Origin of the sequence: Sphingobium sp. LMA1-1-1.1, assembly GCF_040676365.1 — a bacterium.
Classification (GTDB): domain Bacteria; phylum Pseudomonadota; class Alphaproteobacteria; order Sphingomonadales; family Sphingomonadaceae; genus Sphingobium.
This window is the reverse complement of sequence record NZ_JBEGHS010000056.1, coordinates 170,731-191,481: the sequence shown is the minus strand read 5'-3', so window position 1 is coordinate 191,481 and position 20,751 is coordinate 170,731. Positions and strand designations below refer to the sequence as shown.

Here is a 20,751-nt window from a genome sequence, read left to right as displayed (position 1 = left end):
ATCTCAAGTCCGGCAGGCTCATCGCGCTCGACTGCGTCAATGCGGTCAAGGATTATGTCCAGGGCCGAGCCCATGTCATTTCCGGCGCACTGCTCGACCAGGCACAGCTCGCCGACCCCGGCGTCCCGCTCAAAGAAGTGGGTCTCGCCTGACGGAAGCGAAGGTCAGCCGCGAAAGTTGGCCTTCGCTGCCAATTCCCACGGTCCTCCGCGGTAATGCCAGGCCGCAAGCCCGGCGATGGCGAGCGGCCTGGGACGAAAGGATCGTCCCAGTTCGTCCGCCAGCGCTTGCGCTTGCGCCCGATCGACCTTGTTCTGCACGGTGATGTGGAAACGCGGCCGGCCCTGGTCCTGCGGCACCAGCAGTCCGGCAAAGGCGTCCGCCAGTTCGTCGCGCATCGCCATCAATTCCGGGCTTTCCACCCGATAGGCGACACCCCGCCCCAACAACATCACCTCAGCCAGCCTCGCCACTGGCGCCCGCCCCGCGCAAAGGGCCTTCAACCGGCGCGCCACCTCATCCATGGCGGAGGGCGGCAGATGATGGAACAGCGTGATGTGCGCCGGAACCCGATTGCGTTCGGGCGGGAAATGCGCGCGGCGCAGCCCTTCAGCCCAGCCGAAATCCGCCGCGCCCATCAGCGCCGTCACGACGATCGGTGCGATCGGTGCCGTCGAAACCTCATGCGCCAATGCCCTGCCCCTTCATTCGCCAACGCATGACGCAGCGCTCTATGCCGCCGACAACAGTCGCCCCACCGCGTCAAGATCGAACGGCACGGTCTGGTACATTTCATCGATCCAGTTGCCGAACAGCAGGTGCGCATGACTCCGCCAGTGATTTTGCGGCGCCTTCGCCGGATCATCGTCAGGGAAATAATGCGACGGCAACTGCCTCGCCCCATCGCGCGCATATTCCTCGGCCAGGGTCAGCGTGTCATATTCCAGATGGTTGAACATATGCAGGAAACCGAACCCTGGATCACCGATCAGGCATAGGCCCGATTCAGCGCTATCAGTCAATATCTGCAAGCCCCGCCCGTCCGGAATATCCTCCCGCCGCACCTCCGACCAGCGGGACACAGGCACGCTGAAATAATCTGAAAAGCCCCGCATCCAGGGCGATGAAGGCACATGGACCTGATGGCGGAACAGGCCGAAAGCCTTGCGGTCCAGCACATGTTTCCCGACGCCATGGAAATGATGCAGCGCCGCCTGCGCCGCCCAGCAAATGCTGAGCGAGCGATGCACATGGGTTTGCGTCCAATCGAATATCGCGCGCAGTTCGTCCCAATAGCTCACCGCTTCGAAGGGAAGCTGTTCGACCGGCGCTCCGGTGATGATGAAACCATCGAAACGCTGGTCCCGGACATCGCTCCACGGACGATAGAAGGACGCCATATGATCAGCGGATGTGTTGCGGGAAATATGGTCGCTGATCCGCACCAGCGTCAGTTCGACCTGCAAGGGCGTTGCCCCGAGCAGCCGGGCAAGCTGCGTCTCCGTGTTGATCTTGTTGGGCATGAGGTTGAGCAACGCGATGCGGAGCGGGCGGATATCCTGCCGCACGGCATCGGCTTCGCGCATGACGACGACGCCTTCGGCTTCCAATGTCCGGCGGGCGGGCAGCTCGTCAGCTATCTTGATCGGCACGTCACGTCATTCCCTGCTACCGGGCGACGCTTAACGATGTGGCTTGGGTCCGCTTGGTTGCCGGATCGGCCACATCCTCCTTGGGGGAGTGCCACCTTGCCCGGATCGGCAGGTTGGCGTTGGGCGTCGTCCCAACTCTTGATGCTGTGCGCTCAATAGGCCGCTGGCAGGCCTTTGGCAATTGCTGCTTTCACAACGGAAAGGAAAACTTCGAGAGCTATCCCATCAGACCATCCGCGTCCTGTGCGGGAGCATGGGCCAGCGGGGGCTCAGCGTCGCTGAATGCGCCCCTTGCTCCCTCAGGCCGCCAATCGCAGGAACGGCACAGGCTCTGTCGAACGCAGCACGATGGGCTTGCCCTCCGACGCCTCGAACAGTTCGCCGTCCAATATGACGCTGCTATGGTCGCCCTCGATGCGGATGACGTCGCCCTGCTCCAGATGAATGCCCTGCATCTGCGATTTGCCGACCCGCCTGGTGACGCTCGCCCAGAAGAGGCGCAGCAGGGCCGACAGGCTCTGGTCCACCGCCATCAGCTTCATATTGCCGCGCCGGCTGTCCCCCGGCTGCACGCCGAGCAACAATCGTTCCAATGTCGTCACAATCAGCACCGCGAAGCGCCCGGCCAATTGTCCGTCGCGGATCAGCGAAATGCGCACCGGACGGCTGGATTGCGGCAGGAATCGGGCACGAATGCCGAAGACCAGCGACACCAGCACCGCTATCACCGTCAGGAAATGGCTGAGGCCGTTGGACAGGCCCAGCGGATAGATCTGGTTCCGACAATAGAGCATGTAATCGGCCAGCCCCGCTCCGCCCAGGAACATGCCCAGCACCGGCCGGCTTTCCGCCTGCCCGTCCGACAACGCGATCAGCTCGCGCGCCACGACATGGTCGTCGACGCCCGCTTTCGCGATCTGGACGATCCGTTCCAGCGCCTTGATCGGATCCCCGTGGATGCCAAGGTCCAGCGCGATCAGGTTGGTCTTGCCATTGGGCAAAACCGCGATGGGCGGCACGCGGCCCTTGAAATGCTCGCCCTGGTACAGTTCCGTCAGCGCCGCCTGCACCGTGCCGTCCCCGCCGTTGATGACGATGACGGCGGGATCCACGCGGGCAATGGTCTGAAGCGCCCGGCCGATCTGGTCGACATGCTCCACCTCATAATGGAAGATGTCGGGGTTGCTGGCGCAATAGCTGCGCACGCGCGGAAGCGTCTGCCGGTTGCCCGTGGACTTGGGATTGGACAGAAGGGCGACGCGAACCATGTCGGGGGATCACATATATTTGAGGTTGATGGTGATCTTCGTCACGCCCGGACCCGCATAGAAAGCGGCCTTTTCGACGCCCGGCTTGCCCAGGTTGAAGATGTTGATCGACGGATTGTTGGAAAATCCGCCGCCGTCGCGCGAAAAGTCCGTCTTGCCGTTGCCGTCGCGGTCGTGGCGAACGGCAATGCCGTATCGGCCGGCCTGCGGTACGGGCATGCAGAAGCGCATTTGGCCACTCACGGCCTTCACCGGAACGTCGATACGGCCAAGCCATTCGCCCTTGGCCAACCAGGCCGCCCTGGTCGCCGGATAGGACTGCACCCGCACCTTCCCGGTCGAGGCGGCAAAGCCACGCACGTCGACCAGGACCGCCGGCCCCTTGGCATCGGCGGAGCAGCGTTCCAGGTCGTTGCCGATCTCCATACCATGGGCGATCGCCGGGGCGGCGGCGAACAAAGCCCCCACCGACATCAGACCCATTGCAACTTTGAACATGACCATCCAACTCCGTGAAGCTATAGCCGCCCAGTGACACTGGCCAGTGTCACTGGATGGCGAGCCCCTGTTCGCCCCGCAACCTACCTGAATCGCATATGGGCGGGGTTTGCGGCCAAATCATGGTGATGGGACGACCACATAGAGAATGCTGACGGCCACAGACAGATATCTCGCTCGGCTGATCGCCCTGCCCATGTTGAGCACGCTGGTGATCTCGGCCATGCTGCTGGTGCTCGACAAGATGCTGAGCCTGTTCGACTTCGTCGCGGCGGAAGGCGGACCGGTCAGCGTCGTGTGGCGCATGCTGGCGAACATGATGCCCGAATATCTGTCGCTGGGCATTCCGATCGGCCTGATGCTGGGCATATTGCTGGCCTTCCGCAAGCTGGCCCTGTCGTCGGAGCTGGACGTGATGCGGGCGGTCGGCCTGTCCTACGGGCGGCTGCTGCGCGTGCCCTATATGTACGCCGTTGCGCTGGCACTGTTGAATTTCGGCATTGTCGGCTTCGTCCAGCCACTGTCGCGCCATGCCTATGAGGCGCTACGCTTCGAGCTGCGGTCGGGGGCGCTGGGCGCATCGATCAAGGTGGGCGAATTCACCAATCTGAGCAAGCGGATGACGCTAAGGATCGAGCGCAGCCTGGACGAAGGCCGTAACCTTCAGGGCATTTTCGTGCGCGCCACGGGCAAGGACGGCCAGACCGTGGCGGTGACGGCCGCCCAAGGCGAATTTCTGGCGACCGACGATCCCGACACCATCATCTTCCGCCTTCGCGACGGCGTGCTGGTGAACGACGCGCCCAAATATAAATCGCCGCGGATCCTGTCCTTTTCCAGCCACGACCTGCCGATCGACCTGCCGCAGATCGAGAAATTCCGCGGTCGCGACGTAGACCGGGAGAAGACCATTCCCGAACTGGTGATGATCGGCCACGATCCCGGCACGCCCGACAAGTTGCGCAACGAGATACGCGCCAATTTCCATTTCCGCATGGTGGAGGTGGCGATGATGCTGCTGCTGCCGCTGGCCGCACTTGCCTTCGCCATTCCGCCCAAGCGGTCGACTTCGGCGCTGGGCGTATTCCTGTCGATCGTGTTCATCGTGACCTATCACAAGGTCAATGAATATGGACAGGGCGTGGGTTCGCTGGGCAGGATCGATCCGATCATCGCGCTCTGGGGCCCCTTCCTGCTGTTCGCAGGGCTGATCCTCTGGATGTATCATGTGATCGCGCATCGACCCGGAGGCCAGCCGATCGCCGCGCTGGAATTTGCCTTCGCGAAGATCGCCAAGCAGGTCTTCCGCCTGCTGGGCGTCCTCCGGCGGCGGCCAAGGGCGACAACCATGGCGGAAGGAGCCGCCTGACCCATGCATCAATTCAACTTCTTCCCGTCGCGCCAGCTTGGCTGGTACATGGCGCGGCTGTTCCTGACGCGGACCTTCGCAGTGCTGGCGATGCTGGTGGCGGTGCTCCAGACGCTCGACCTGCTGGGCGAATCGGGGGACATCCTGGCTTATGCCGGCAATGGCGACGCGCAGCTGTGGCATTATGTGGCGCTGCGCGCGCCGCAGATCGTGGCCCGGTTCCTGCCCTTTTCGGTGCTGCTCGGCACGCTGATCATGCTCGCCAGCCTCAACCAGAACAGCGAGATCATCTCGATGAAGGCAGCGGGGCTGTCGGCGCACCAGATATTGGCGCCGCTGCTGGCCGCGGCGCTGGGCGTGGCGCTGATCAGCTATGCCTTCAACGAACGGATCGTGGCACGGTCGACAGCCCGCCTTTCCGCCTGGCAAGCCGTGGATTACGGCCCTCTGCCGCCTGACAGAGGAATCAAGGCCAGCCCGTGGGTCCGCGACGGCAACAACCTGGTAACGGCCGCGATCGTCGCCGGACGGGGAAAGGCGGTTCAACTCCGTAAGGTCGAAATCTTCAACCGGATCAACAACACGCTGACGACCATCGTGCAGGCCCCCAGAGGTCATTATGACCCTTCAACCAAAAGCTGGGTGCTGGAAGACGCGCGGCAGTTCGACGTGGCGAGGGGTACGGAGCGCCGTGTCGGGACCGTTCGCTTCGGCCATGACATACGGCCCGATCAGTTCACCCTGGCAAAGGTCGATCCCGACGCCCTCACCTTCAGCCAGTTGCAGGCCGCGATCAGCGACCTCCACGATGCGGGACGTCCCACGGCCGAACTGGAAGGGAGCCTGTGGCACAAGCTGTCCGGCCCGCTTTCCGCGCTGCTGATGCCGATCCTGGGCTCCGTGGCCGCATTCGGGCTGGCGCGCTCGGGGCAGTTGTTCGTGCGCGCGGTGATGGGGATGGCGCTGGGCTTCGCCTATTTCGTTGCGGACAATTTCTCGCTCGCCATGGGAAATCTGGGCGCCTATCCGCCTTTTCTGGCGGCCTGGGCACCCTTCCTGCTGTTCCTGCTGGTGGGCGAGACGGTCCTGTTCCGGACGGAGGAATAGCGGTCGACGCCCCCTCCTCCAAAGGACGCCTCAGCCCCTCGCCATCGTCGACCGCGCGATCTTGCCGACGAGCGGCCACATGCCGGGATAATTCCCCCGATGATAGGGCGAATCGCTCTCCAGCGTCGCCACGAGCCGCTTATGCGCCTCGCCCAGCGCATGATAGGGAACGCTCGGCAGCAGATGGTGCAATGCGTGGTAGCGCAGGCCCACCGGCGCCCAGATCGCCGCAAGAGGCGATGGCGGCGGCACATTCACCGAGTCCAGATATTGCGCGGTAACGGTCATCGCCTCGCCCTCATTTTCCCAGAGATGCGCGACCAGCGTGCGGAGCTGGTTGATGACCGTCATGGCTGAATGCACCGCCATATAGGTCAGCAGCGGCTTCCATCCGAAGGCCAGGACGCTGCCGACCAATGCCAGCGCGAAGAGGCTCGCGCCAGCTTCCTGCCAGGCCCATTGACGAGCGAACTCCCCCTCCGGCGCGCGGCGCCGATAGGCAGGGTTGATGGAAAGCGCGGAAAATTCCGCCACCACCTTGCGCCGCAAGGGCGGGATGATCAGGCTGAGCGGCGTCAGCACGGCGAAACGCAGGATCAGGCCCACCGGCGCCAGCACCGCCACGATGATGAACAGCGGCAGCGACCAGGGCTTCATCAGCGCCAGCGGAAGATATTCCGGATCGTTCGCTGTGCCGTAACGTGTGCGGGCGTGATGCTGCGTATGCACATCTTCATACAGGAATGATGGAATCATCAGCGGAATGCCGACGATGAGGTTCCAGCCAAGGCGGAAGCCGGGCAACGCACCCTTGCGGATATGGGTGAGCTCATGGATGAAGCTTGCCGCGCGATAAAGCGCCAGCACCGCCACCAGACCGAATGCCAGCATGAACGCGCCATTGCCGCTGATGATCGCTCCCGCCAGGGCGGCATAGCCGATGAAAGCCGAAGCCAGCAGATCGGGCCAATAGATGCCAGGCCGCGCCGTCGACAGTTCGCGGGTCAGATCGGCCGCCGCGCGCAGCATCGCCGCATCGTCCGGGATCGCGCTTTTCGTCCGCGAGGCGGCTGCAATAAGGGGATCGTGCACAGTCATGCGGTGGTTCCTAAAGGGTAAATGCGCTGCAATTGGGGCAGCAACATGACGATTTGATCATCATGGGCACATCCGCTCATGTCCCGATTGACATTCCCGGAACAAGCGTCGAACTGCTTTGCCCAAACCTCTCCAGCGAAAGCGTCCTGCGCCGTGGCCCATCAAGAACTGGTGATTTCCCCCGTAACTTCCAAGGCCGATCGCAAGGCTTTCGTCGATCTGCCCTGGCGGCTCTATGCCGATGATCCGAACTGGGTGCCACCACTGAAGGATGAAGTGTACAGCCTGATCACGCCGGGCAAGAACCCCTTTTTCGGGCATGCCGAGGCGCAATATTTCCTGGCGCGCCGGGGAAGCCGGGTGGTGGGGCGCGTGTCCGCACATCTCGATCATCTGGCTCTGACCCAGCCGGCCGAGCAAGGCATGGGGCCGGGCACCGGCAATTTCGGCCTGTTCGAGGCAGAGGATGCCGAAACCGGCGCAGCGTTGATCGCAACGGCGGAGGAGTGGCTGCGAGGCAAGGGCATGACCCGTGCGCTGGGGCCGATCTCGCTGTCGATCTGGGAGGAACCGGGGCTGCTGGTCGAAGGCTTCGACCATCGGCCGACCGTAATGATGGGCCATGCCAAGCCGGAATATCGGGCAATGGTCGAAGGTGCCGGGTATCAGGCGGTCAAGCAGCTCAAGACCTATGAACTGGACATCACGCAGCAATTTCCGCCGCTGATCCAGCGCATTGTCCAGTCAGGCGAGAAGAATGAACGCATCCGCATCCGCAAGGTCGACAAGTCCAGATTCGACAGCGAGGCGGCAATCATCCTCAACATCCTGAACGACGCCTGGGGCAATAATTGGGGGTTCGTGCCGATCACCGACGAGGAGGTCACGCATTTCGGCAAGCAATTGAAGCCCATCGTGTTCAACGACCTCATCATGATCGCGGAGCTGGAGGGAGAACCCGTTGCTTTCATGATGACGCTTCCCGACCTCAACGAGGCGATAGCACCCCTCAACGGTTCGCTTTTTCCCTTCGGCTGGGCGAAGCTGCTCTGGTGGCTGAGAAAGCCCAAGGTCCGCACCATGCGCGTGCCGCTGATGGGTGTGGTCCAGCGGTTGCAATCTTCGCGCATGGCCAGCCAGCTTGCCTTCATGATGATCGAATATATCCGCCGCAGCGCCACTACCAATTATGGCGCGACGCGGGGGGAAATCGGCTGGGTGCTGGACGACAACCAGGGCATGAACGCGATCGCCGATGCCATAGAAAGCCGAGTGAACAAGGTCTATCAGATCTACGAAAAGACGCTCTGAACAGCTGCCCGCAGGTGCAGGGAGGACGGTCAGGGAACCGCCACCTCCACCGCGCCCGCCGCGACCTGAACCGTGACCGGCGTGCTGGCCAGCACTTCGCCGTCGATGGAGATGCGCTGCGGCGGCCGGGTTTCGATCCGGAATGCCTTGCCCCGAAACTCCTCCGTCTGCGCATCGCGATCGCGCAGCTTGAAGAATTTGGCGTACCAGTCCCAGGCAAGCCGGGCATGGCTGCGCCCGACGACCGCCTGTATGACGATGTCCCCGGTGTCCACATCCGCCTGGTCGGACAGTTCCACCCCGCCATGATAGGGGCCGTTGAGGATGCGCACCTCCGTCGCCCACATATTGCGCCGCTTCACGCCGTCGTCCAGCGTCAACCGGAAGGCGCGAAAGCCTATGGAACATTTGATCGCCCATAGAAGATAGCCGACCCGGCCCAGATAGCGCTTCAGCTTGTGCGGCACCGTCTCCCCAATGCGAGGCGACAGGCCGAGCGAGGCTGCATTCACGAAATAGTCGCGGTCGATCATGCCCAGGTCGATGCGCCGCCGCCGGCCGCCGGATATCACCGCCACGGCACCCTCCAGATCGAGCGGAATGCCCAGGGTCCGCGCAAAACTGTTCGCGGTGCCCAGCGGCAACACGCCAAAGACGCAATCCTTGCTCACCAGTTCGTCCACCGTTCCGGAAAGCGACCCATCGCCTCCACCCACGATCACCATAGGCGCACCATCCGCTACGGCGCCGCGTACCGTTTCCTGCAATCGCTCCGGCTCCTTCACCGCATGTGCCGCTATCAGGCGCAGCCCTGCTTCTTCCAGCATGGCCTTGGCGTCCTTGAACAACGCCTCTCCCCGGCGGGAATGCACATTGACGATCAGAACCGCTTCACGCGGCAAATTCCTGGCGGGTGGGGATATCGTTTCCATGCCTCAACAACACGCAACCGCGCCCGGAGGTCCGAAACCATGAAAGGCCTTGCCCGTTGATGAGCAATGGCTCGCATCGCTCATCTGTCGGACATTCATTTCGGCGCGCATGATCCCCGGATCGTGACCGCCGCCGAAGCCTGGCTGCAACAGCAGCAACCGGATCTGGTGGTCATCAGCGGCGATTTTACCCAGCGCGCGCGGCGCGAACAGTTTCGTGAAGCGGCAACCTGGCTCAACCGGCTGCGGGCGGCGGGCATGAAGCTACTGGTTGTCCCGGGCAATCACGACGTTCCGCTCTATGATCTTGCCCGCCGCTTCGGCGCGCCGCTGCGCCGATACAAGCGCTACATCAGCAATGATCCATGCCCTTTCTACCAGGATGAGGCGGTCGCGATACTGGGCCTCAACACCGCGCGATCGCTGACCATCAAGGATGGGCGGATCAACCATGAGCAGATGAACATGCTTCGCGAGAAATTCGCGTCCGTGGCGTCGGACAAGACGCGCATTCTCGTCACCCATCATCCCCTCTTCGCCATGCCGATCGGCAAGGGCGGGGAATTGAGCGAAGCCGTCGGCCGCCATGAGGATGCCGTGCAGGCGGCGACGGAGGCGGGCATTCACATCGCGCTGGCCGGCCATTTCCACCAAACCTATGCAGAGGCGGCGGAGAAGATGGTGGCGCATGCCGGCGGCGCGCTGGTGATCCAGGCGGGAACCGCGACCTCCACCCGCCTTCGCAATGCCGAACCGCAAAGCTTCAACTGGCTGCACGTCCACCGCCATGACGAGATCGAGTTGCAGGTGGTGGCATGGGACGGCGCCAGCTTCCAGCGCGGCCAGCATATCGGCTATTTCAAACAAGGCGGCGCATGGATCAAACGGGATATGTCCGCGCCCTAGGACGGATCGACATTCAGATGATGACGAGCCGAAAATGGTGGTTTTTCGTGACCCGGCGCGCAGCGTACTTCCGGTACGTGAGCACCGGAAGCACGAAAGGCCGACATTTGCAGGCCGTCAGGGCTGAATGTCGATCCGGCCTAGCCGAATGCTGCCTCGGCCAGGGCCGCGCCATGATCCCGGATGGCGTGAGGCCAGTCGGCGGAGGCGCTTTCGAACCCGGCCCTATCCTTCGCATAAAGCGCGCGGATGGCCTCTTCATAGCCGGCCCGGTCGCCCGCCATCACGGTCAGGAAATGATAGGCCGCGTCCATTGCCGCGCGGGGCGAAGGCTTTGCCCCGGCATCCTTGCGCGCCGCCTCGACCAATCGCCGCAGCGTTACGGAAGCGCCGCCGGGTTGCGCCGCCAGCCAATCCCAATGCCGGGGGAGCAGCGTCACTTCACGCGCCTGGACGCCGAGCCGGGGACGCCCGCGGCCACGGGGAAGCTGCGGCGCGGAACCGCGCAGGTCGATATCCACCTGCCGGCCCGTGCTGTCATCGAACAGCAGCAGAGACTGCGCCTCCGTCCCCATGGCATGGAGCGTCGCGCGCACCTCTTCCTCATCGCCCGTCGCAATCCAGAGGTCGCCCGCAAAGGCCGTCAAAGTACGTGTCATGCCGAAATCTCCTTCGGCACGCGATTTATTATCCGGATAAAATAAAGTCAAATAAATTCCGGGTAAAATTATTCCGTCAGTTCTACCCAGGTCGGGGCATGGTCGCTCGCCTTTTCCCGCCCGCGAAAATCCTTGTCGACCTGCGCGTCGATCAGCCGGTCGGCGGCGGCCGGGCTCAGCAACAGATGATCGATCCGGAACCCCGCGTCACGCGGCCACGCGTTCATCTGGTAATCCCAATAGGTCCACACCCCGCCCGCCGGATGCCGGGAAGCGATGGCGTCGGTCCAGCCATCGCCCAGCAGGCGGCGATAGGCAGCGCGGCTTTCAGGCTGCATCAGTGCGTCGTCGGCCATGGCCTTGACCGAATAAACGTCCCTGTCGCGGGGAATGACATTGTAATCGCCCGCCAGGACCGCCGGCACTTCCTCTGCCCAGATCTCCGCGGCGCGGAGGCGCAGACGCTTCATCCAGCGCAGCTTATAGTCGAATTTCGGTCCCGGTTGGGGATTGCCATTGGGCAGATAGATGCTGGCGACGCGCAGCCCCTTCACATCGGCTTCGAGATAGCGGCTATGTTCGTCTTCGACCTCACCCTCCAGCCCGCGCCGCACCTCGACCGGCGTCTCTCCACGGGCCAGTATCGCGACTCCGTTGAACCCCTTTTGCCCGTGCCAGATCGCGCCATAGCCGACATCCTCGATATCCTTCACCGGAAAGGTCTCGTCGGACGTCTTGATTTCCTGAAGGCAGGCGATGTCGGGCCGCGTCTCGTCGAGCCATTCCAGCAGGCGCGGCAGGCGCGCCTTGATCCCGTTGATGTTGAAGGTGGCGATGCGCATGGCCCAAATCTCCTTGCGCGCATCCCTAAAGACTTCATCCGCCCCTCTACAAGAGCGGTGCGGCGATTAAATCGAAAAGCTTGTGCCGCAGCCGCAACCAGCGGTGGCGTTGGGGTTCGTCACCTTGAACGCCTTTCCGCCAAGGTCGGACACGAAATCCACCGCCGATCCGCGAACGAGGTCGATGCTGACATCGTCGACCACCAGCGTGACGCCGTCCCGTTCGACCGCGATATCGTCTGCCTCCACCGCATCGGCCAGGCCGAAGCGATATTGGAAACCCGAACAGCCCCCGCCTTCCACCGCCAGGCGCAGGATCGCGGGCTTGCCCTGCTTGGCCGCGATGGCGGCGACACGGGCAGCGGCCGAGGATGTAAGGTCAATGTCGATCATGGCGCCTAGATAGGATCAAGCAAAAGGCCCGACAAGCTCTCGCCTGCCGGGCCTTGGGAAAGAAAGATTGGCGGGGCTTCAGTCGGCCGCCTTTTCCTGGGCCCTGGTCGGGCCGCCCATGGCGACCGGCGGCTTGGTGTTCATCGCCACCAGATAGTCGGGTCCAGCCACGAAGGGTATGGGATTGATCGCCTGACCATCGACACGCACCTCATAATGCAGGTGGCTGCCGGTGGAACGGCCGGTCGAACCCATGAGGCCGATCAACTGGCCGCGATGGACATAGCTGTTCGCGGCAACCAGCAGCTTCGACATATGGCCGTAGCGCGTTTCCATGCCGCCGCCATGCGAAATCTGCACCAGATTGCCATAACCGCTGGCCCAGCCGGCGCGGCTGACGATGCCGTCGGCTGTCGCGTAGATCTTGGTGCCCAACGGGCCAGGGATGTCGATGCCCTTGTGCATGCGGGCGCCGCCGTTGAAGGGGTCGGAGCGGACACCGAAATTGGAGGTCAGGGAGAGTTTCTCGACCGGACGTCCCGAGGGGATGTAGTTGGCCGACTTGGTCTGGCCGTCCAGCCGCTGGAGGCTGGAGAAGAGATTGGAGAAACCGACATCGGCAGGGCCAAGCGCGCTGGTGTTGATTTCCGACGCATCGCCATAGGGATCGTCTTCGTCGGCCTTGGCCTGGGCCGGTACGGCGGCGCATAGCGCTCCTGCCATACCCATTGCTCCAACCATCTTGAGCGCAGAACGGAACCATCGCGCAGCGCGCGCATTTTCAATCTGAAGAACCAACATGCCGACCCCGACTATCAACCGGAGGCTTGTGCCTCTCGGCTATCCCCACGTTAACCAAAATGCGACTGATGCCGCCACCCGCTGGAGCGAAGAGGACATGTCCCGGCTCATTGTGCAAGCGGAGTGTAAAATTCCCGCGTTAAACCGGCTTGTCGACGCGCCGAGTCGTTGAACGGCGGCTTCAACGCGCCCCGAAAGTGGCGTTTCACAAGGATTTGGTAATGATTTGCGGGGTTCACGCCCAGCCGCTTCGTCGCATGGTCGAACCATTTCGTCCCGGCAAAGACATGGCGAATCTCATCCGTCATGATCCTCTGCAAAATGCGCGCCGACATTTCATCCCCCGCTCCCTGGAAGCGAAGGATGGTGGCGGGGGTGATGTCGAGCGCCCGCGCCTCCAGCACCATCGGAACGATGGCAAGGCGGGCGAGCGCATCATGCGCCGTCTCGCTGGCCGCCTGCCACAGCCCGTCATGCGCCGCCAGAGCGCCATAATGGCTGCCAAGTTGCCGCAACCGCCGGTCTAGCAGCGCGAAATGCATGGCTTCGTCGGCGCCCACGCGCATCCAGTCATCGGTGAAGTCGCGCGGGAATTCCGCCCCGAACCGTCCGATCAGGTCAAAGGCAAGATCGATGGCCACGAATTCGATATGGGCGAGCGCATGAAGCATCGCGATCCGCGCCCGATCCGAACCGATCTTGCCGCGCTTGGGCATCTGGTTGGGCGGCAGCAGTTCGGGCTGGTCCGGGCGCGCCGGACGATCGGGCATGTCCGTTTCGAAGCGATGCGCCAGCCGCCCCATCCGCCAGCCGCGCGCAACCGCTCGCGCCGCCATCAGCTTGGCCAGCGGATCAGGGGTCAGCAGCACATGCGCGCAGGCCGCGCCCACGCTGTCGATGGCGATAGGGAGCGTCAAAGGCCCTTCGCTGCCTCCAGCACTTCGGCGGCGTGGCCCTTGACCTTCACCTTCGGCCAGATGCGCTGGATCTTCCCGTCAGCGCCAACCAGAAAGCTTGCCCGCTCGATCCCCATATATTTGCGGCCATAGAGCGATTTTTCCACCCAGGTGCCGAAAGCCTCGCACATCTCGCCCGGCTCGTCGGAGGCAAGCGTGACGGTCAGCCCATATTTCTCCGCAAATTTCTTGAGCCTGGCCGGCTTGTCCCTGGATATCCCGACCACCGGCATGCCCAATGCAGCGAAATCAGCGGCCAGCGCCGTGAAATCCTTCGCTTCGCTGGTACAGCCGGGCGTGTCCGCCTTGGGATAGAAATAGACGACCAGCGGCTTGCCCCTGTAGCGCGCCAGCGTGAAATCCGCGCCGTCGGCATCCTTCAGCGTCACTTCCGGCACGGCATCGCCCACGTCCAACATCGTCATTCCTCCTTGAAGGGCGCGGCCAGCGCCGCCCACGCGTCAGCCACCCTTTGCCGGGCCTGTGCGTAGCTTTCAAGCAGTGCGTCCCAGCTTTCGACGCCGCAGGCCCGCGCCACCAGAGGACGGGTGGCTTGCGGAGGTTCGGTCGATCGGGGCGAAACCAGGCGGGAAACGATCAGGAAACGGGTGATGAGGTCATGCGCCCCGACCAGTTCGGCCGGCAGGTGGCCGGCCGCGACAAGCTGCTCCAGCGCGGCGCGCAAATCGGGGTCGAACGCCATATTGTGACGGAACTGGGTGATATGGATCAGGAATTCCAGGTCGACCAGCCCGCCCGGCACCAGCTTCACGTCCAGGTCGCCCGCAGGCGGCTTATGCCTGGCGATGTCGCCGCGCATCTTCACCGCCTGACGCGCCAGCTCCTCGAAGTCACGCGGCCGCTCCAGCGTTTCGGTGAGGATCGCCCCCAGCGCCGCCCGCGCCGCACCGGAACCGAAGACCGGGCGGGCACGGGTGAGCGCCAGATGCTCCCAGGTCCAGGCCTCCTCGCGCTGGTAGCGGGCGAAGCTGTCGAGGCTCACCGCCAGCAGGCCCTGCGCGCCGGAGGGGCGAAGCCGGGTGTCGACCTCATAGAGCGGCCCCGCCGCCGTTTGCACCGACAGGGCATTGGTGATGCGCTGGCCCAGGCGATTGAAATATTGCGTTGCGCCCAGCGGCTTCGCGCCATCGGATTCGGTTTCAAAGCTGCCCGTGAAGAGATAGACGAGGTCGAGGTCGGAGGCATGGGTCAGCACCCCGCCGCCCAGCCGCCCGAGCGCCAATATCACCATCTCGCCGCCGGGCACTTTCCCATGGGCGCGCTCGAACTCAGCGACCGTGGCCGCGCTCAGCGCCTCGATGGCAGCTTCGGCAACGCGGGAATAGCCCCGTCCTGCTTCCAGCGGATCGCCGCCACGGATGATCTGCGCGCCCAACGCGAAGCGCCGGTCGTTCACCCGCTGGCGCACCCGGTCAAGCAGCGCCTGATAATCCTCCCCCTCCTCCAGCCGGGCAAACTGGTCAGCCAATATCCCCACGGCGGGCGGCGGGTCGAAGGCGGATGTGTCGATCAGCCCGTCCAGCAGTTCCGCCCGCCGCCCCAGCGCATCGGCCAGCGTCGGCGCATGACTCAGCAGTTCGGCCAGCAGTTCGACAAGGCCGGGCCGGGCCGCCAGCAGCTTGAAGAAGTTGATCGCGCTCGGCAAACGGCCGATCAGGTCGTCCAACCGGTTGAGCGCCCTCGCCGGATCGGGCGCCGTCGCCAGCGTCCGCATCAATCCCGGCAGCAACTCCTCCAGCGCGTCTCGCGACGCGCCGCTGCGCAGCGCGCGGACTGTGCCCGAACGCCAGCGCGCGATCCGTGCCAGCGGTGTTTCCGGATCGTCAAAGCCCAGGTCGACAAGCTGCGCCTTCAGCCGGTCCTCGTCCACCGACAGCGATTCGCTGGGCGCCGCAGGGGTCAGCCGGTCGTAATTGCTGCCCACCCACTGCACATGCGGACGCAGCAGATCAAGCAGCGCGCCGCCATCCTCCAGCCCGTGCAGCCGCGCGACATTGTCCATCGCCTCGGCCGATTTGGGCAATTCATGGGTCTGGCGGTCCTCCACCATCTGCAATCGGTGCTCGACGGTGCGGAAAAGAACATAGGCTTCGTCCAGCTTGGCGGCCACATCGCCCTCGAACACGCCGGCACCCGCCAGAGCGCGCAGCGCCTCCCGCGTATTGCCCGATCGCAGGGACGGATCGCGGCCCCCATGAATGAGCTGGTGCACCTGGGCGAAGAATTCGACCTCCCTTATGCCGCCACGCCCGCGCTTCAGGTCATAGCCGGGCCCGAAGGCCTGCCCCTGCGAATAATGGTCCCGGATCCGGCGCGAAATGTCCGTGATCGCATCGATAGCGCCGAAATCCAGACTGCGGCGCCAGACGAAGGGACGGATCGCCTGCATGAAATAATCGCCGAGCGCGATGTCGCCCGCCGCCGGCCGCGCCCGGATGAACGCCGCCTGCTCCCAGCCGAGCGCGGTCGATTCATAATAGCCGATCGCCGCCTCCACCGGCAGGGCGATCGGCGTTGCCTCCGGGGAAGGTCGCAGGCGCAGGTCGACGCGGAACACATAGCCGTCGCCGTCGCGGGCATTCAGCAGTTCGCTGACCCGCCGGCCGATGCGCACGGCCGCATCCGCCGGGTCTTCCCGCTCGCCATGGGGCAACGTCCTGGGATCGTAGAGCAGGATCGGGTCGATATCGGAGGAATAGTTGAGTTCCCGGCTGCCATGCTTGCCGAGCGCCAGCACCACGAAACCCCGCTTTTCCGCATCCGGATAGCGCTCAGCCATGGCGGCGGCTAGGGCCTCCTCCAGTGCCTGGTCGGCAAAATCCGACAGGGTACGCGTCACCCGGTCCAGTCCCCAGGCGCCCGCCAGATCCGCAGCGGCGGTCACCAGGGCCACCGCCCCGCGCCTGCGCCTCAACGACCGGGCGATACCATCCTCCGGCGCCACCACCTGCTGCGCGGCCGCCCAGGCGCCGTCGAAATTCCCGCGCTCCACCAGATCGGCAATATCCGGAAAACGATCCCATTGCCGAGCGAGGAAGGGCGAATGCGCCCTGATCCTCGTCGCGACCGCCAAACGGTCCGTCACCATAAATCTCCCATAATGGAGCCGATATTGCTTGCCGCTGCGACGAACGCCAGAAACTTTTGCACGACTTGGCAGTTATTTGATCATGGAAATGCAACGTAAACCCTTCGGCCGGTCAGCCCGGATTCAGGAAGGCGCGATCCGCCGCGTCCTGAACGTCGGCGTGCCGCAGCCCTATGAGGGGGTGGGCAATGCGTTGCGATCGACCTTCCGCGCCAGCAGTGGGACGGTGCCGGACGACATGCTCGACCTGCTGGCGAAGCTGGACCAGCATTAGGGTCTCGATCTGATTGATTCAGATCGCTGCTCTGGATTCCTTGTTTCCCGCGATTTCTTGACCAGCGATCGGTTCCGGTCGCCTGGAAATCGCTCTAGCATTTTATTTACTTCGGCGGTTTACGGTAGCGCGCACAATGCAGGACGCGCGCTCATGATCTACAAGGCCTTTGCCGCGGTGACGCTGATCGCCGCCCCGATCGTCGTGCTGACGGTGCAGAGCATCGTGCCGTCAGCCCCGCAGACAGCAGTTCCGTCACCCATGGCGCCAACCCCGGCTCCGGTGATGATGCCGACGCCGGCTCCAGTCGTGACGCCGGCCGCAGCCATGCCGTCTCCGCCGCCACCGCCCGCGCCGGACGCAGGAAATCTCTCCTTCGGCCAGCCCATGCCAGAAGCGGGTAGGCCCCTTCTCGCCCCCGGAGCCGGACTGCCGGCCGCACCCGCATCAAACTCCGCGCCGATCCAAAGCGTTCAGTTGTCGGGCGAGGCGCCGAAATAGCCGAAATAAGGACGGGACTCAGATCTCCGGACCTCAGGCGCCTTTGAATGTGTCGCACTGCGCGGGGTCACCGCTATCCAATCCCTTGCGGAGCCAGGTCATCCGCTGCTCGCTGGTCCCATGGGTGAAGCTCTCCGGAACGGGACGGCGGCCAGCCGCCTTTTGCAGCGTATCGTCGCCGATCGCCTGGGCCGCCTTCATCCCTTCTTCCAGATCGCCCGGTTCCATCAGGCCAGTGCGCTTGGCCCACACGCCCGCATAGCAGTCGGCCTGCAATTCGACCCGCACCTGCAGCGCGTTGCCCTGTGCCTCGCTGACGGCGCGCTGCTTCTGATTCACCTCGCCCAGCGTTCCTTCCAGATCCTGCACATGATGACCCACCTCATGCGCGATCACATAGGCCTGGGCGAAATCGCCGGGCGCGCCGAAGCGCTGCCGCAATTCGGTGAAGAAGTCGGTGTCGAGATACACTTTCCGGTCATTGGGGCAGTAGAAGGGGCCCATGGCGCTCTGCGCCGCGCCGCATCCCGACGAACCGTTCTGGGAATAGAAGGAAAGGACCGTGGGCTGATATTGCTGACCCGCCTGCTGGAACAGCGATCCCCAAACGCGCTCCGTCGATCCCAGCACCTTGAGGGACCAGTGCTGCACGTCGCTGAGCCTGGAGGAATCACGAGAGACCTCGCCACCCTGCGGCATCTGGCCGCCGCCCCCCATCAGGCTCAGGGGATTGACGCCCATGACCGCCATTATGATCAGCACCACGACGATTCCGCCGCAGCCGAACCGGCTGCCGATCAGCGGCAGCAGCAGCCCCAGGCCGCCGCCCAGCCCACCGCCCAGGCCGCCACGCCCGTCCTGGATCTCGAAATTGGTGCTTTCCCGTTCGTCGTCGAGCCGCATCTCGTCCCTCTCTTTCCCTCGCCTGCCTATTCCATTCCGTCACGCGTGGGAACGCCCCCGATGCGGCGCGGGTTGCGCGGGCCATGACGCCCCATGAAGAGATTGTAACGAGACATTCAGTTGGAATGCCGAGCGACTATTCTATATTGCGCTGCGACATGGCCGATACCGAATCCCAGCCGCGCCGGCGCGCCAACACGCCCCTGCCCCTTCCCCGCGAAGTCGCCCTTCTGTTGCAGGGCGGCGGAGCGCTCGGATCCTTCCAGGCCGGGGTTTATCAGCGGCTGGACGAGCTGGGCATCGACATCAGCTGGGTTGCGGGTATTTCGATCGGCGCCGTCAACGCCGCCATCATCGCCGGCAATCCGCCGCATAAACGCCTTGGTCGACTCAAGAAATTCTGGCTGACCGTCTCGGGCGGGATGCCCAATGTCGTCCTGCCGGAGATCGACCATATCCGGGAGGCCGCCCATCTGATGGCGGCCGGGTCGGTCGCGACCTTCGGCGTGCCGGGCATGTTCCGCCCGCGCCTGTGGCCCGCGCCGCTGATGCCGGAGGGTACGCCCGGCGCGATCAGCTTCTACGACAGCGCGCCGCTGAAGGACACGCTGGACGCGTGCGTCGACTGGGACCTGCTGAACGACGGGCCGGTCAGGCTGTCGGTGGGCGCGGTGGACGTGGAAAGCGGCAATTTCGCCTATTGGGACACGCGCGGCCGGGGGGGCAACACCCGCATCGACGCGCGCCACATCATGGCGTCGGGCGCGCTGCCCCCCGGCCTGCCGCCGATCGAGATCGACGGCCGCTGGTATTGGGACGGCGGCATCGTGTCCAACACCCCGCTTGCCCATGTGCTGGACCACCAGAGCGAGGACATGCTGGTGTTCCAGGTCGATCTCTTCCCTGCCGAAGGGCCGATGCCGCGCCAGATGACCGACGTCTATTCCCGCACCAAGGACATTCAATATTCCAGCCGTACCCGTCAGGTGACCGACCAGTATCTGCGGTTGCGCAAGGAGCATAAGGCGATCCGCGCGCTGCTCGAAAAGCTGCCGCCCGAATTGCAGGACGATGCCGATGCCCAACGGTTGCGGCAGTTGCTGGACACCGGATCGGTCAACATCGTCCATCTCATCTATCGCAGTCGCGCCTGGGAAAGCGGCGCGCGCGACTTCGAATTTTCCCGCGCCACCATGCTCGATCACTGGTCCCAGGGCCGCGACGCGGTGGAGGAAGTGATGCACAAGGGTGACCTCATCGCCCGCAACATCGTCAATGGGAAGAGCTCCAGCTTCGACCTCGACGCACCCGACCATCTCAAGGAGAAGCAGGCATGAGCAATTCCCAATCCGGCCAGTTCCTGTCGGGCAAGACTGCCCTCATCACCGGGTCGACCTCCGGCATCGGTCTCGCTTATGCCAAGCTGCTTGCCGGCCAAGGCGCGAATGTCGTCATCAACGGTTTCGGAGACGCGGACGCCATCGAGAAGGAACGCGTCGGGCTGGAGGCGTTGAGCGGAGCAAAGGCGCTCTACAGCGGCCATGACCTCACCGACACCGGGCAGATCGAGGCGATGATGAAGGAAGCCGCCGACACTTTCGGCGGCGTCGATATCCTCATCAACAATGCCGGGATGCAGCATGTCGCGCCGGTCGAGGATTTCCCGGTCGACAAATGGAACCTCATCATCGCGCTCAATCTCAACAGCGCATTCCACACCTCCCGCCTCGCCATTCCCTATATGAAGGAAAAGAAGTGGGGGCGGATCATCCAGACGGCCTCGGCGCATTCGCTTACCGCCTCCCCCTTCAAGAGCGCCTATGTGACGGCGAAGCACGGATTGGCGGGCTTCACCAAGACGCTGGCCCTGGAACTGGCGACCTTCGGCATCACGGCGAACTGCATTTCGCCCGGCTATGTATGGACGCCGCTGGTGGAGAACCAGATTCCCGACACGATGAAGGCGCGCAACATGACGCGGGAGCAGGTGATGAACGACGTGCTGCTGGCGGGGCAGCCGACGAAGCAGTTCGTCACGGTCGATCAGGTGGCATCCATGGCGCTCTATCTGTGCAGCGATGCCGCCGCGAACATCACTGGCGCCAATATGAGCATCGACGGCGGCTGGACCGCGCAGTAGGGCCTAGAGCATCGTGCGCAAAAGTGGGAACC

At 63.9% G+C, this 20,751-nt stretch carries 23 protein-coding genes and 1 riboswitch; of the genes, 8 read left to right on the top strand and 15 right to left on the bottom strand.

Annotated elements, in window-relative coordinates; translation table 11 throughout:
• A partial coding sequence (locus MRBLMA1_RS20035) for an oxidoreductase C-terminal domain-containing protein (RefSeq protein ID WP_363739287.1) occupies positions 1–152 on the top strand: 152 nt, incomplete at its 5' end.
• Positions 153–164: 12 nt separating this feature from the next.
• On the opposite strand, the gene MRBLMA1_RS20030 is transcribed toward MRBLMA1_RS20035, so the two are convergent.
• The 4 genes from MRBLMA1_RS20030 to MRBLMA1_RS20015 all read right to left on the bottom strand — a co-directional run bounded on the left by MRBLMA1_RS20030 (position 165) and on the right by MRBLMA1_RS20015 (position 3,424).
• Positions 165–638 (bottom strand): 2'-5' RNA ligase family protein, encoded by a 474-nt coding sequence (locus MRBLMA1_RS20030; protein ID WP_363739285.1) that lies wholly within the window; start codon positions 636–638, stop codon positions 165–167.
• 93 nt (positions 639–731) lie between these two features.
• Complete coding sequence (locus MRBLMA1_RS20025; protein ID WP_363739260.1) at positions 732–1,652, bottom strand: homoserine O-succinyltransferase; 921 nt, start codon at positions 1,650–1,652, stop codon at positions 732–734.
• A gap of 43 nt (positions 1,653–1,695) precedes the next feature.
• Positions 1,696–1,802, bottom strand: a riboswitch (SAM-I-IV-variant riboswitch).
• 149 nt (positions 1,803–1,951) lie between these two features.
• Positions 1,952–2,920, bottom strand: coding sequence for a diacylglycerol/lipid kinase family protein (locus MRBLMA1_RS20020; RefSeq protein ID WP_363739259.1), 969 nt, complete (start codon positions 2,918–2,920; stop codon positions 1,952–1,954).
• 9 nt (positions 2,921–2,929) lie between these two features.
• Positions 2,930–3,424, bottom strand: coding sequence for a DUF2141 domain-containing protein (locus tag MRBLMA1_RS20015; protein WP_363739257.1), 495 nt, complete (start codon positions 3,422–3,424; stop codon positions 2,930–2,932).
• A gap of 142 nt (positions 3,425–3,566) precedes the next feature.
• On the opposite strand from MRBLMA1_RS20015, the gene lptF reads away from it, so the two are divergent.
• Together lptF and lptG are read left to right on the top strand one after the other, a co-directional pair.
• Positions 3,567–4,787, top strand: coding sequence for an LPS export ABC transporter permease LptF (lptF, locus tag MRBLMA1_RS20010; protein ID WP_363739256.1), 1,221 nt, complete (start codon positions 3,567–3,569; stop codon positions 4,785–4,787).
• A 3-nt stretch (positions 4,788–4,790) separates the two neighbouring features.
• Positions 4,791–5,894, top strand: coding sequence for an LPS export ABC transporter permease LptG (gene lptG, locus MRBLMA1_RS20005; RefSeq protein ID WP_363739255.1), 1,104 nt, complete (start codon positions 4,791–4,793; stop codon positions 5,892–5,894).
• Positions 5,895–5,924: 30 nt separating this feature from the next.
• Here the strand turns inward: lptG and MRBLMA1_RS20000 are convergent, their stop codons facing one another.
• Positions 5,925–6,992 carry a fatty acid desaturase family protein gene (locus tag MRBLMA1_RS20000; protein WP_363739253.1) on the bottom strand — a complete coding sequence of 356 codons (1,068 nt, stop codon included), beginning with the start codon at positions 6,990–6,992 and terminating at the stop codon, positions 5,925–5,927.
• A gap of 153 nt (positions 6,993–7,145) precedes the next feature.
• Between MRBLMA1_RS20000 and MRBLMA1_RS19995 the strand changes: the two genes are divergently transcribed.
• On the top strand, positions 7,146–8,303 hold the full coding sequence (locus tag MRBLMA1_RS19995) for an N-acetyltransferase (protein ID WP_363739251.1): 1,158 nt from the start codon (positions 7,146–7,148) through the stop codon (positions 8,301–8,303).
• 29 nt (positions 8,304–8,332) lie between these two features.
• Here MRBLMA1_RS19995 and MRBLMA1_RS19990 read toward each other — a convergent pair whose 3' ends face one another.
• Positions 8,333–9,235 (bottom strand): diacylglycerol/lipid kinase family protein, encoded by a 903-nt coding sequence (locus MRBLMA1_RS19990; protein WP_363739249.1) that lies wholly within the window; start codon positions 9,233–9,235, stop codon positions 8,333–8,335.
• 66 nt (positions 9,236–9,301) lie between these two features.
• Between MRBLMA1_RS19990 and MRBLMA1_RS19985 the strand changes: the two genes are divergently transcribed.
• A complete protein-coding gene (locus MRBLMA1_RS19985) occupies positions 9,302–10,141 on the top strand; it encodes a metallophosphoesterase family protein (protein ID WP_363739248.1) in 840 nt (279 codons plus the stop codon).
• Between the two features lie 140 nt (positions 10,142–10,281).
• Here the strand turns inward: MRBLMA1_RS19985 and MRBLMA1_RS19980 are convergent, their stop codons facing one another.
• The 7 genes from MRBLMA1_RS19980 to MRBLMA1_RS19950 form a co-directional block, all read right to left on the bottom strand.
• A complete protein-coding gene (locus MRBLMA1_RS19980; protein WP_363739246.1) occupies positions 10,282–10,800 on the bottom strand; it encodes a DUF2239 family protein in 519 nt (172 codons plus the stop codon).
• A gap of 68 nt (positions 10,801–10,868) precedes the next feature.
• Positions 10,869–11,642 carry an exodeoxyribonuclease III gene (xth, locus tag MRBLMA1_RS19975; RefSeq protein ID WP_133653742.1) on the bottom strand — a complete coding sequence of 258 codons (774 nt, stop codon included), beginning with the start codon at positions 11,640–11,642 and terminating at the stop codon, positions 10,869–10,871.
• A gap of 66 nt (positions 11,643–11,708) precedes the next feature.
• Positions 11,709–12,035: an iron-sulfur cluster insertion protein ErpA gene (gene erpA, locus MRBLMA1_RS19970; protein ID WP_133653741.1), complete on the bottom strand. Its 327-nt coding sequence runs from the start codon at positions 12,033–12,035 to the stop codon at positions 11,709–11,711.
• Positions 12,036–12,113: 78 nt separating this feature from the next.
• The gene (locus MRBLMA1_RS19965; protein WP_363739244.1) at positions 12,114–12,836 is read right to left on the bottom strand and encodes a M23 family metallopeptidase; all 723 of its coding nucleotides are present in this window, start codon (positions 12,834–12,836) and stop codon (positions 12,114–12,116) included.
• Between the two features lie 107 nt (positions 12,837–12,943).
• Positions 12,944–13,753 (bottom strand): ferritin-like domain-containing protein, encoded by an 810-nt coding sequence (locus tag MRBLMA1_RS19960; protein WP_363739243.1) that lies wholly within the window; start codon positions 13,751–13,753, stop codon positions 12,944–12,946.
• Complete coding sequence (gene bcp, locus MRBLMA1_RS19955) at positions 13,750–14,211, bottom strand: thioredoxin-dependent thiol peroxidase (RefSeq protein WP_363739283.1); 462 nt, start codon at positions 14,209–14,211, stop codon at positions 13,750–13,752. Before bcp ends, MRBLMA1_RS19960 begins: the two co-directional genes overlap by 4 nt.
• 2 nt (positions 14,212–14,213) lie before the next feature.
• Positions 14,214–16,901, bottom strand: a complete 2,688-nt coding sequence (locus tag MRBLMA1_RS19950; RefSeq protein WP_363739241.1) for a bifunctional [glutamine synthetase] adenylyltransferase/[glutamine synthetase]-adenylyl-L-tyrosine phosphorylase — start codon at positions 16,899–16,901, stop codon at positions 14,214–14,216.
• Between the two features lie 82 nt (positions 16,902–16,983).
• On the opposite strand from MRBLMA1_RS19950, the gene MRBLMA1_RS19945 reads away from it, so the two are divergent.
• Positions 16,984–17,175, top strand: a complete 192-nt coding sequence (locus MRBLMA1_RS19945) for a hypothetical protein (RefSeq protein WP_363739239.1) — start codon at positions 16,984–16,986, stop codon at positions 17,173–17,175.
• Between the two features lie 158 nt (positions 17,176–17,333).
• Here MRBLMA1_RS19945 and MRBLMA1_RS19940 read toward each other — a convergent pair whose 3' ends face one another.
• Together MRBLMA1_RS19940 and ypfJ are read right to left on the bottom strand one after the other, a co-directional pair.
• Complete coding sequence (locus tag MRBLMA1_RS19940; RefSeq protein WP_363739237.1) at positions 17,334–17,504, bottom strand: hypothetical protein; 171 nt, start codon at positions 17,502–17,504, stop codon at positions 17,334–17,336.
• Between the two features lie 205 nt (positions 17,505–17,709).
• Positions 17,710–18,579 (bottom strand): KPN_02809 family neutral zinc metallopeptidase, encoded by an 870-nt coding sequence (gene ypfJ / locus MRBLMA1_RS19935; protein WP_363739235.1) that lies wholly within the window; start codon positions 18,577–18,579, stop codon positions 17,710–17,712.
• Positions 18,580–18,737: 158 nt separating this feature from the next.
• Here ypfJ and MRBLMA1_RS19930 point away from each other — a divergent pair, with 158 nt between their 5' ends.
• On the top strand, positions 18,738–19,916 hold the full coding sequence (locus tag MRBLMA1_RS19930; protein ID WP_363739233.1) for a patatin-like phospholipase family protein: 1,179 nt from the start codon (positions 18,738–18,740) through the stop codon (positions 19,914–19,916).
• Positions 19,913–20,719: a 3-hydroxybutyrate dehydrogenase gene (locus MRBLMA1_RS19925; protein WP_133653733.1), complete on the top strand. Its 807-nt coding sequence runs from the start codon at positions 19,913–19,915 to the stop codon at positions 20,717–20,719. The genes MRBLMA1_RS19930 and MRBLMA1_RS19925 overlap by 4 nt, the downstream gene beginning before the upstream one ends.
• Positions 20,720–20,751 lie beyond the last annotated feature (32 nt).

What these genes read in the sequence shown, in the direction of transcription:
- MRBLMA1_RS20015 (WP_363739257.1), bottom strand. Translation starts at nt 3,424, where the DNA reads ATGGTCATGTTCAAAGTTGCAATGGGTCTGATGTCGGTGGGGGCTTTG.
- MRBLMA1_RS19925 (WP_133653733.1), top strand. Translation starts at nt 19,913, where the DNA reads ATGAGCAATTCCCAATCCGGCCAGTTCCTGTCGGGCAAGACTGCCCTC.
- MRBLMA1_RS20000 (WP_363739253.1), bottom strand. Translation starts at nt 6,992, where the DNA reads ATGACTGTGCACGATCCCCTTATTGCAGCCGCCTCGCGGACGAAAAGC.
- MRBLMA1_RS20020 (WP_363739259.1), bottom strand. Translation starts at nt 2,920, where the DNA reads ATGGTTCGCGTCGCCCTTCTGTCCAATCCCAAGTCCACGGGCAACCGG.
- MRBLMA1_RS19930 (WP_363739233.1), top strand. Translation starts at nt 18,738, where the DNA reads ATGGCCGATACCGAATCCCAGCCGCGCCGGCGCGCCAACACGCCCCTG.
- bcp (WP_363739283.1), bottom strand. Translation starts at nt 14,211, where the DNA reads ATGTTGGACGTGGGCGATGCCGTGCCGGAAGTGACGCTGAAGGATGCC.
- xth (WP_133653742.1), bottom strand. Translation starts at nt 11,642, where the DNA reads ATGCGCATCGCCACCTTCAACATCAACGGGATCAAGGCGCGCCTGCCG.
- lptG (WP_363739255.1), top strand. Translation starts at nt 4,791, where the DNA reads ATGCATCAATTCAACTTCTTCCCGTCGCGCCAGCTTGGCTGGTACATG.
- ypfJ (WP_363739235.1), bottom strand. Translation starts at nt 18,579, where the DNA reads ATGCGGCTCGACGACGAACGGGAAAGCACCAATTTCGAGATCCAGGAC.
- MRBLMA1_RS19990 (WP_363739249.1), bottom strand. Translation starts at nt 9,235, where the DNA reads ATGGAAACGATATCCCCACCCGCCAGGAATTTGCCGCGTGAAGCGGTT.
- MRBLMA1_RS19940 (WP_363739237.1), bottom strand. Translation starts at nt 17,504, where the DNA reads ATGGCTGCGGCCGGCGTCACGACTGGAGCCGGCGTCGGCATCATCACC.
- MRBLMA1_RS19980 (WP_363739246.1), bottom strand. Translation starts at nt 10,800, where the DNA reads ATGACACGTACTTTGACGGCCTTTGCGGGCGACCTCTGGATTGCGACG.
- MRBLMA1_RS19945 (WP_363739239.1), top strand. Translation starts at nt 16,984, where the DNA reads ATGGAAATGCAACGTAAACCCTTCGGCCGGTCAGCCCGGATTCAGGAA.
- MRBLMA1_RS20030 (WP_363739285.1), bottom strand. Translation starts at nt 638, where the DNA reads ATGGGCGCGGCGGATTTCGGCTGGGCTGAAGGGCTGCGCCGCGCGCAT.
- lptF (WP_363739256.1), top strand. Translation starts at nt 3,567, where the DNA reads ATGCTGACGGCCACAGACAGATATCTCGCTCGGCTGATCGCCCTGCCC.
- MRBLMA1_RS19950 (WP_363739241.1), bottom strand. Translation starts at nt 16,901, where the DNA reads ATGGTGACGGACCGTTTGGCGGTCGCGACGAGGATCAGGGCGCATTCG.
- MRBLMA1_RS19965 (WP_363739244.1), bottom strand. Translation starts at nt 12,836, where the DNA reads ATGTTGGTTCTTCAGATTGAAAATGCGCGCGCTGCGCGATGGTTCCGT.
- MRBLMA1_RS19985 (WP_363739248.1), top strand. Translation starts at nt 9,302, where the DNA reads ATGGCTCGCATCGCTCATCTGTCGGACATTCATTTCGGCGCGCATGAT.
- erpA (WP_133653741.1), bottom strand. Translation starts at nt 12,035, where the DNA reads ATGATCGACATTGACCTTACATCCTCGGCCGCTGCCCGTGTCGCCGCC.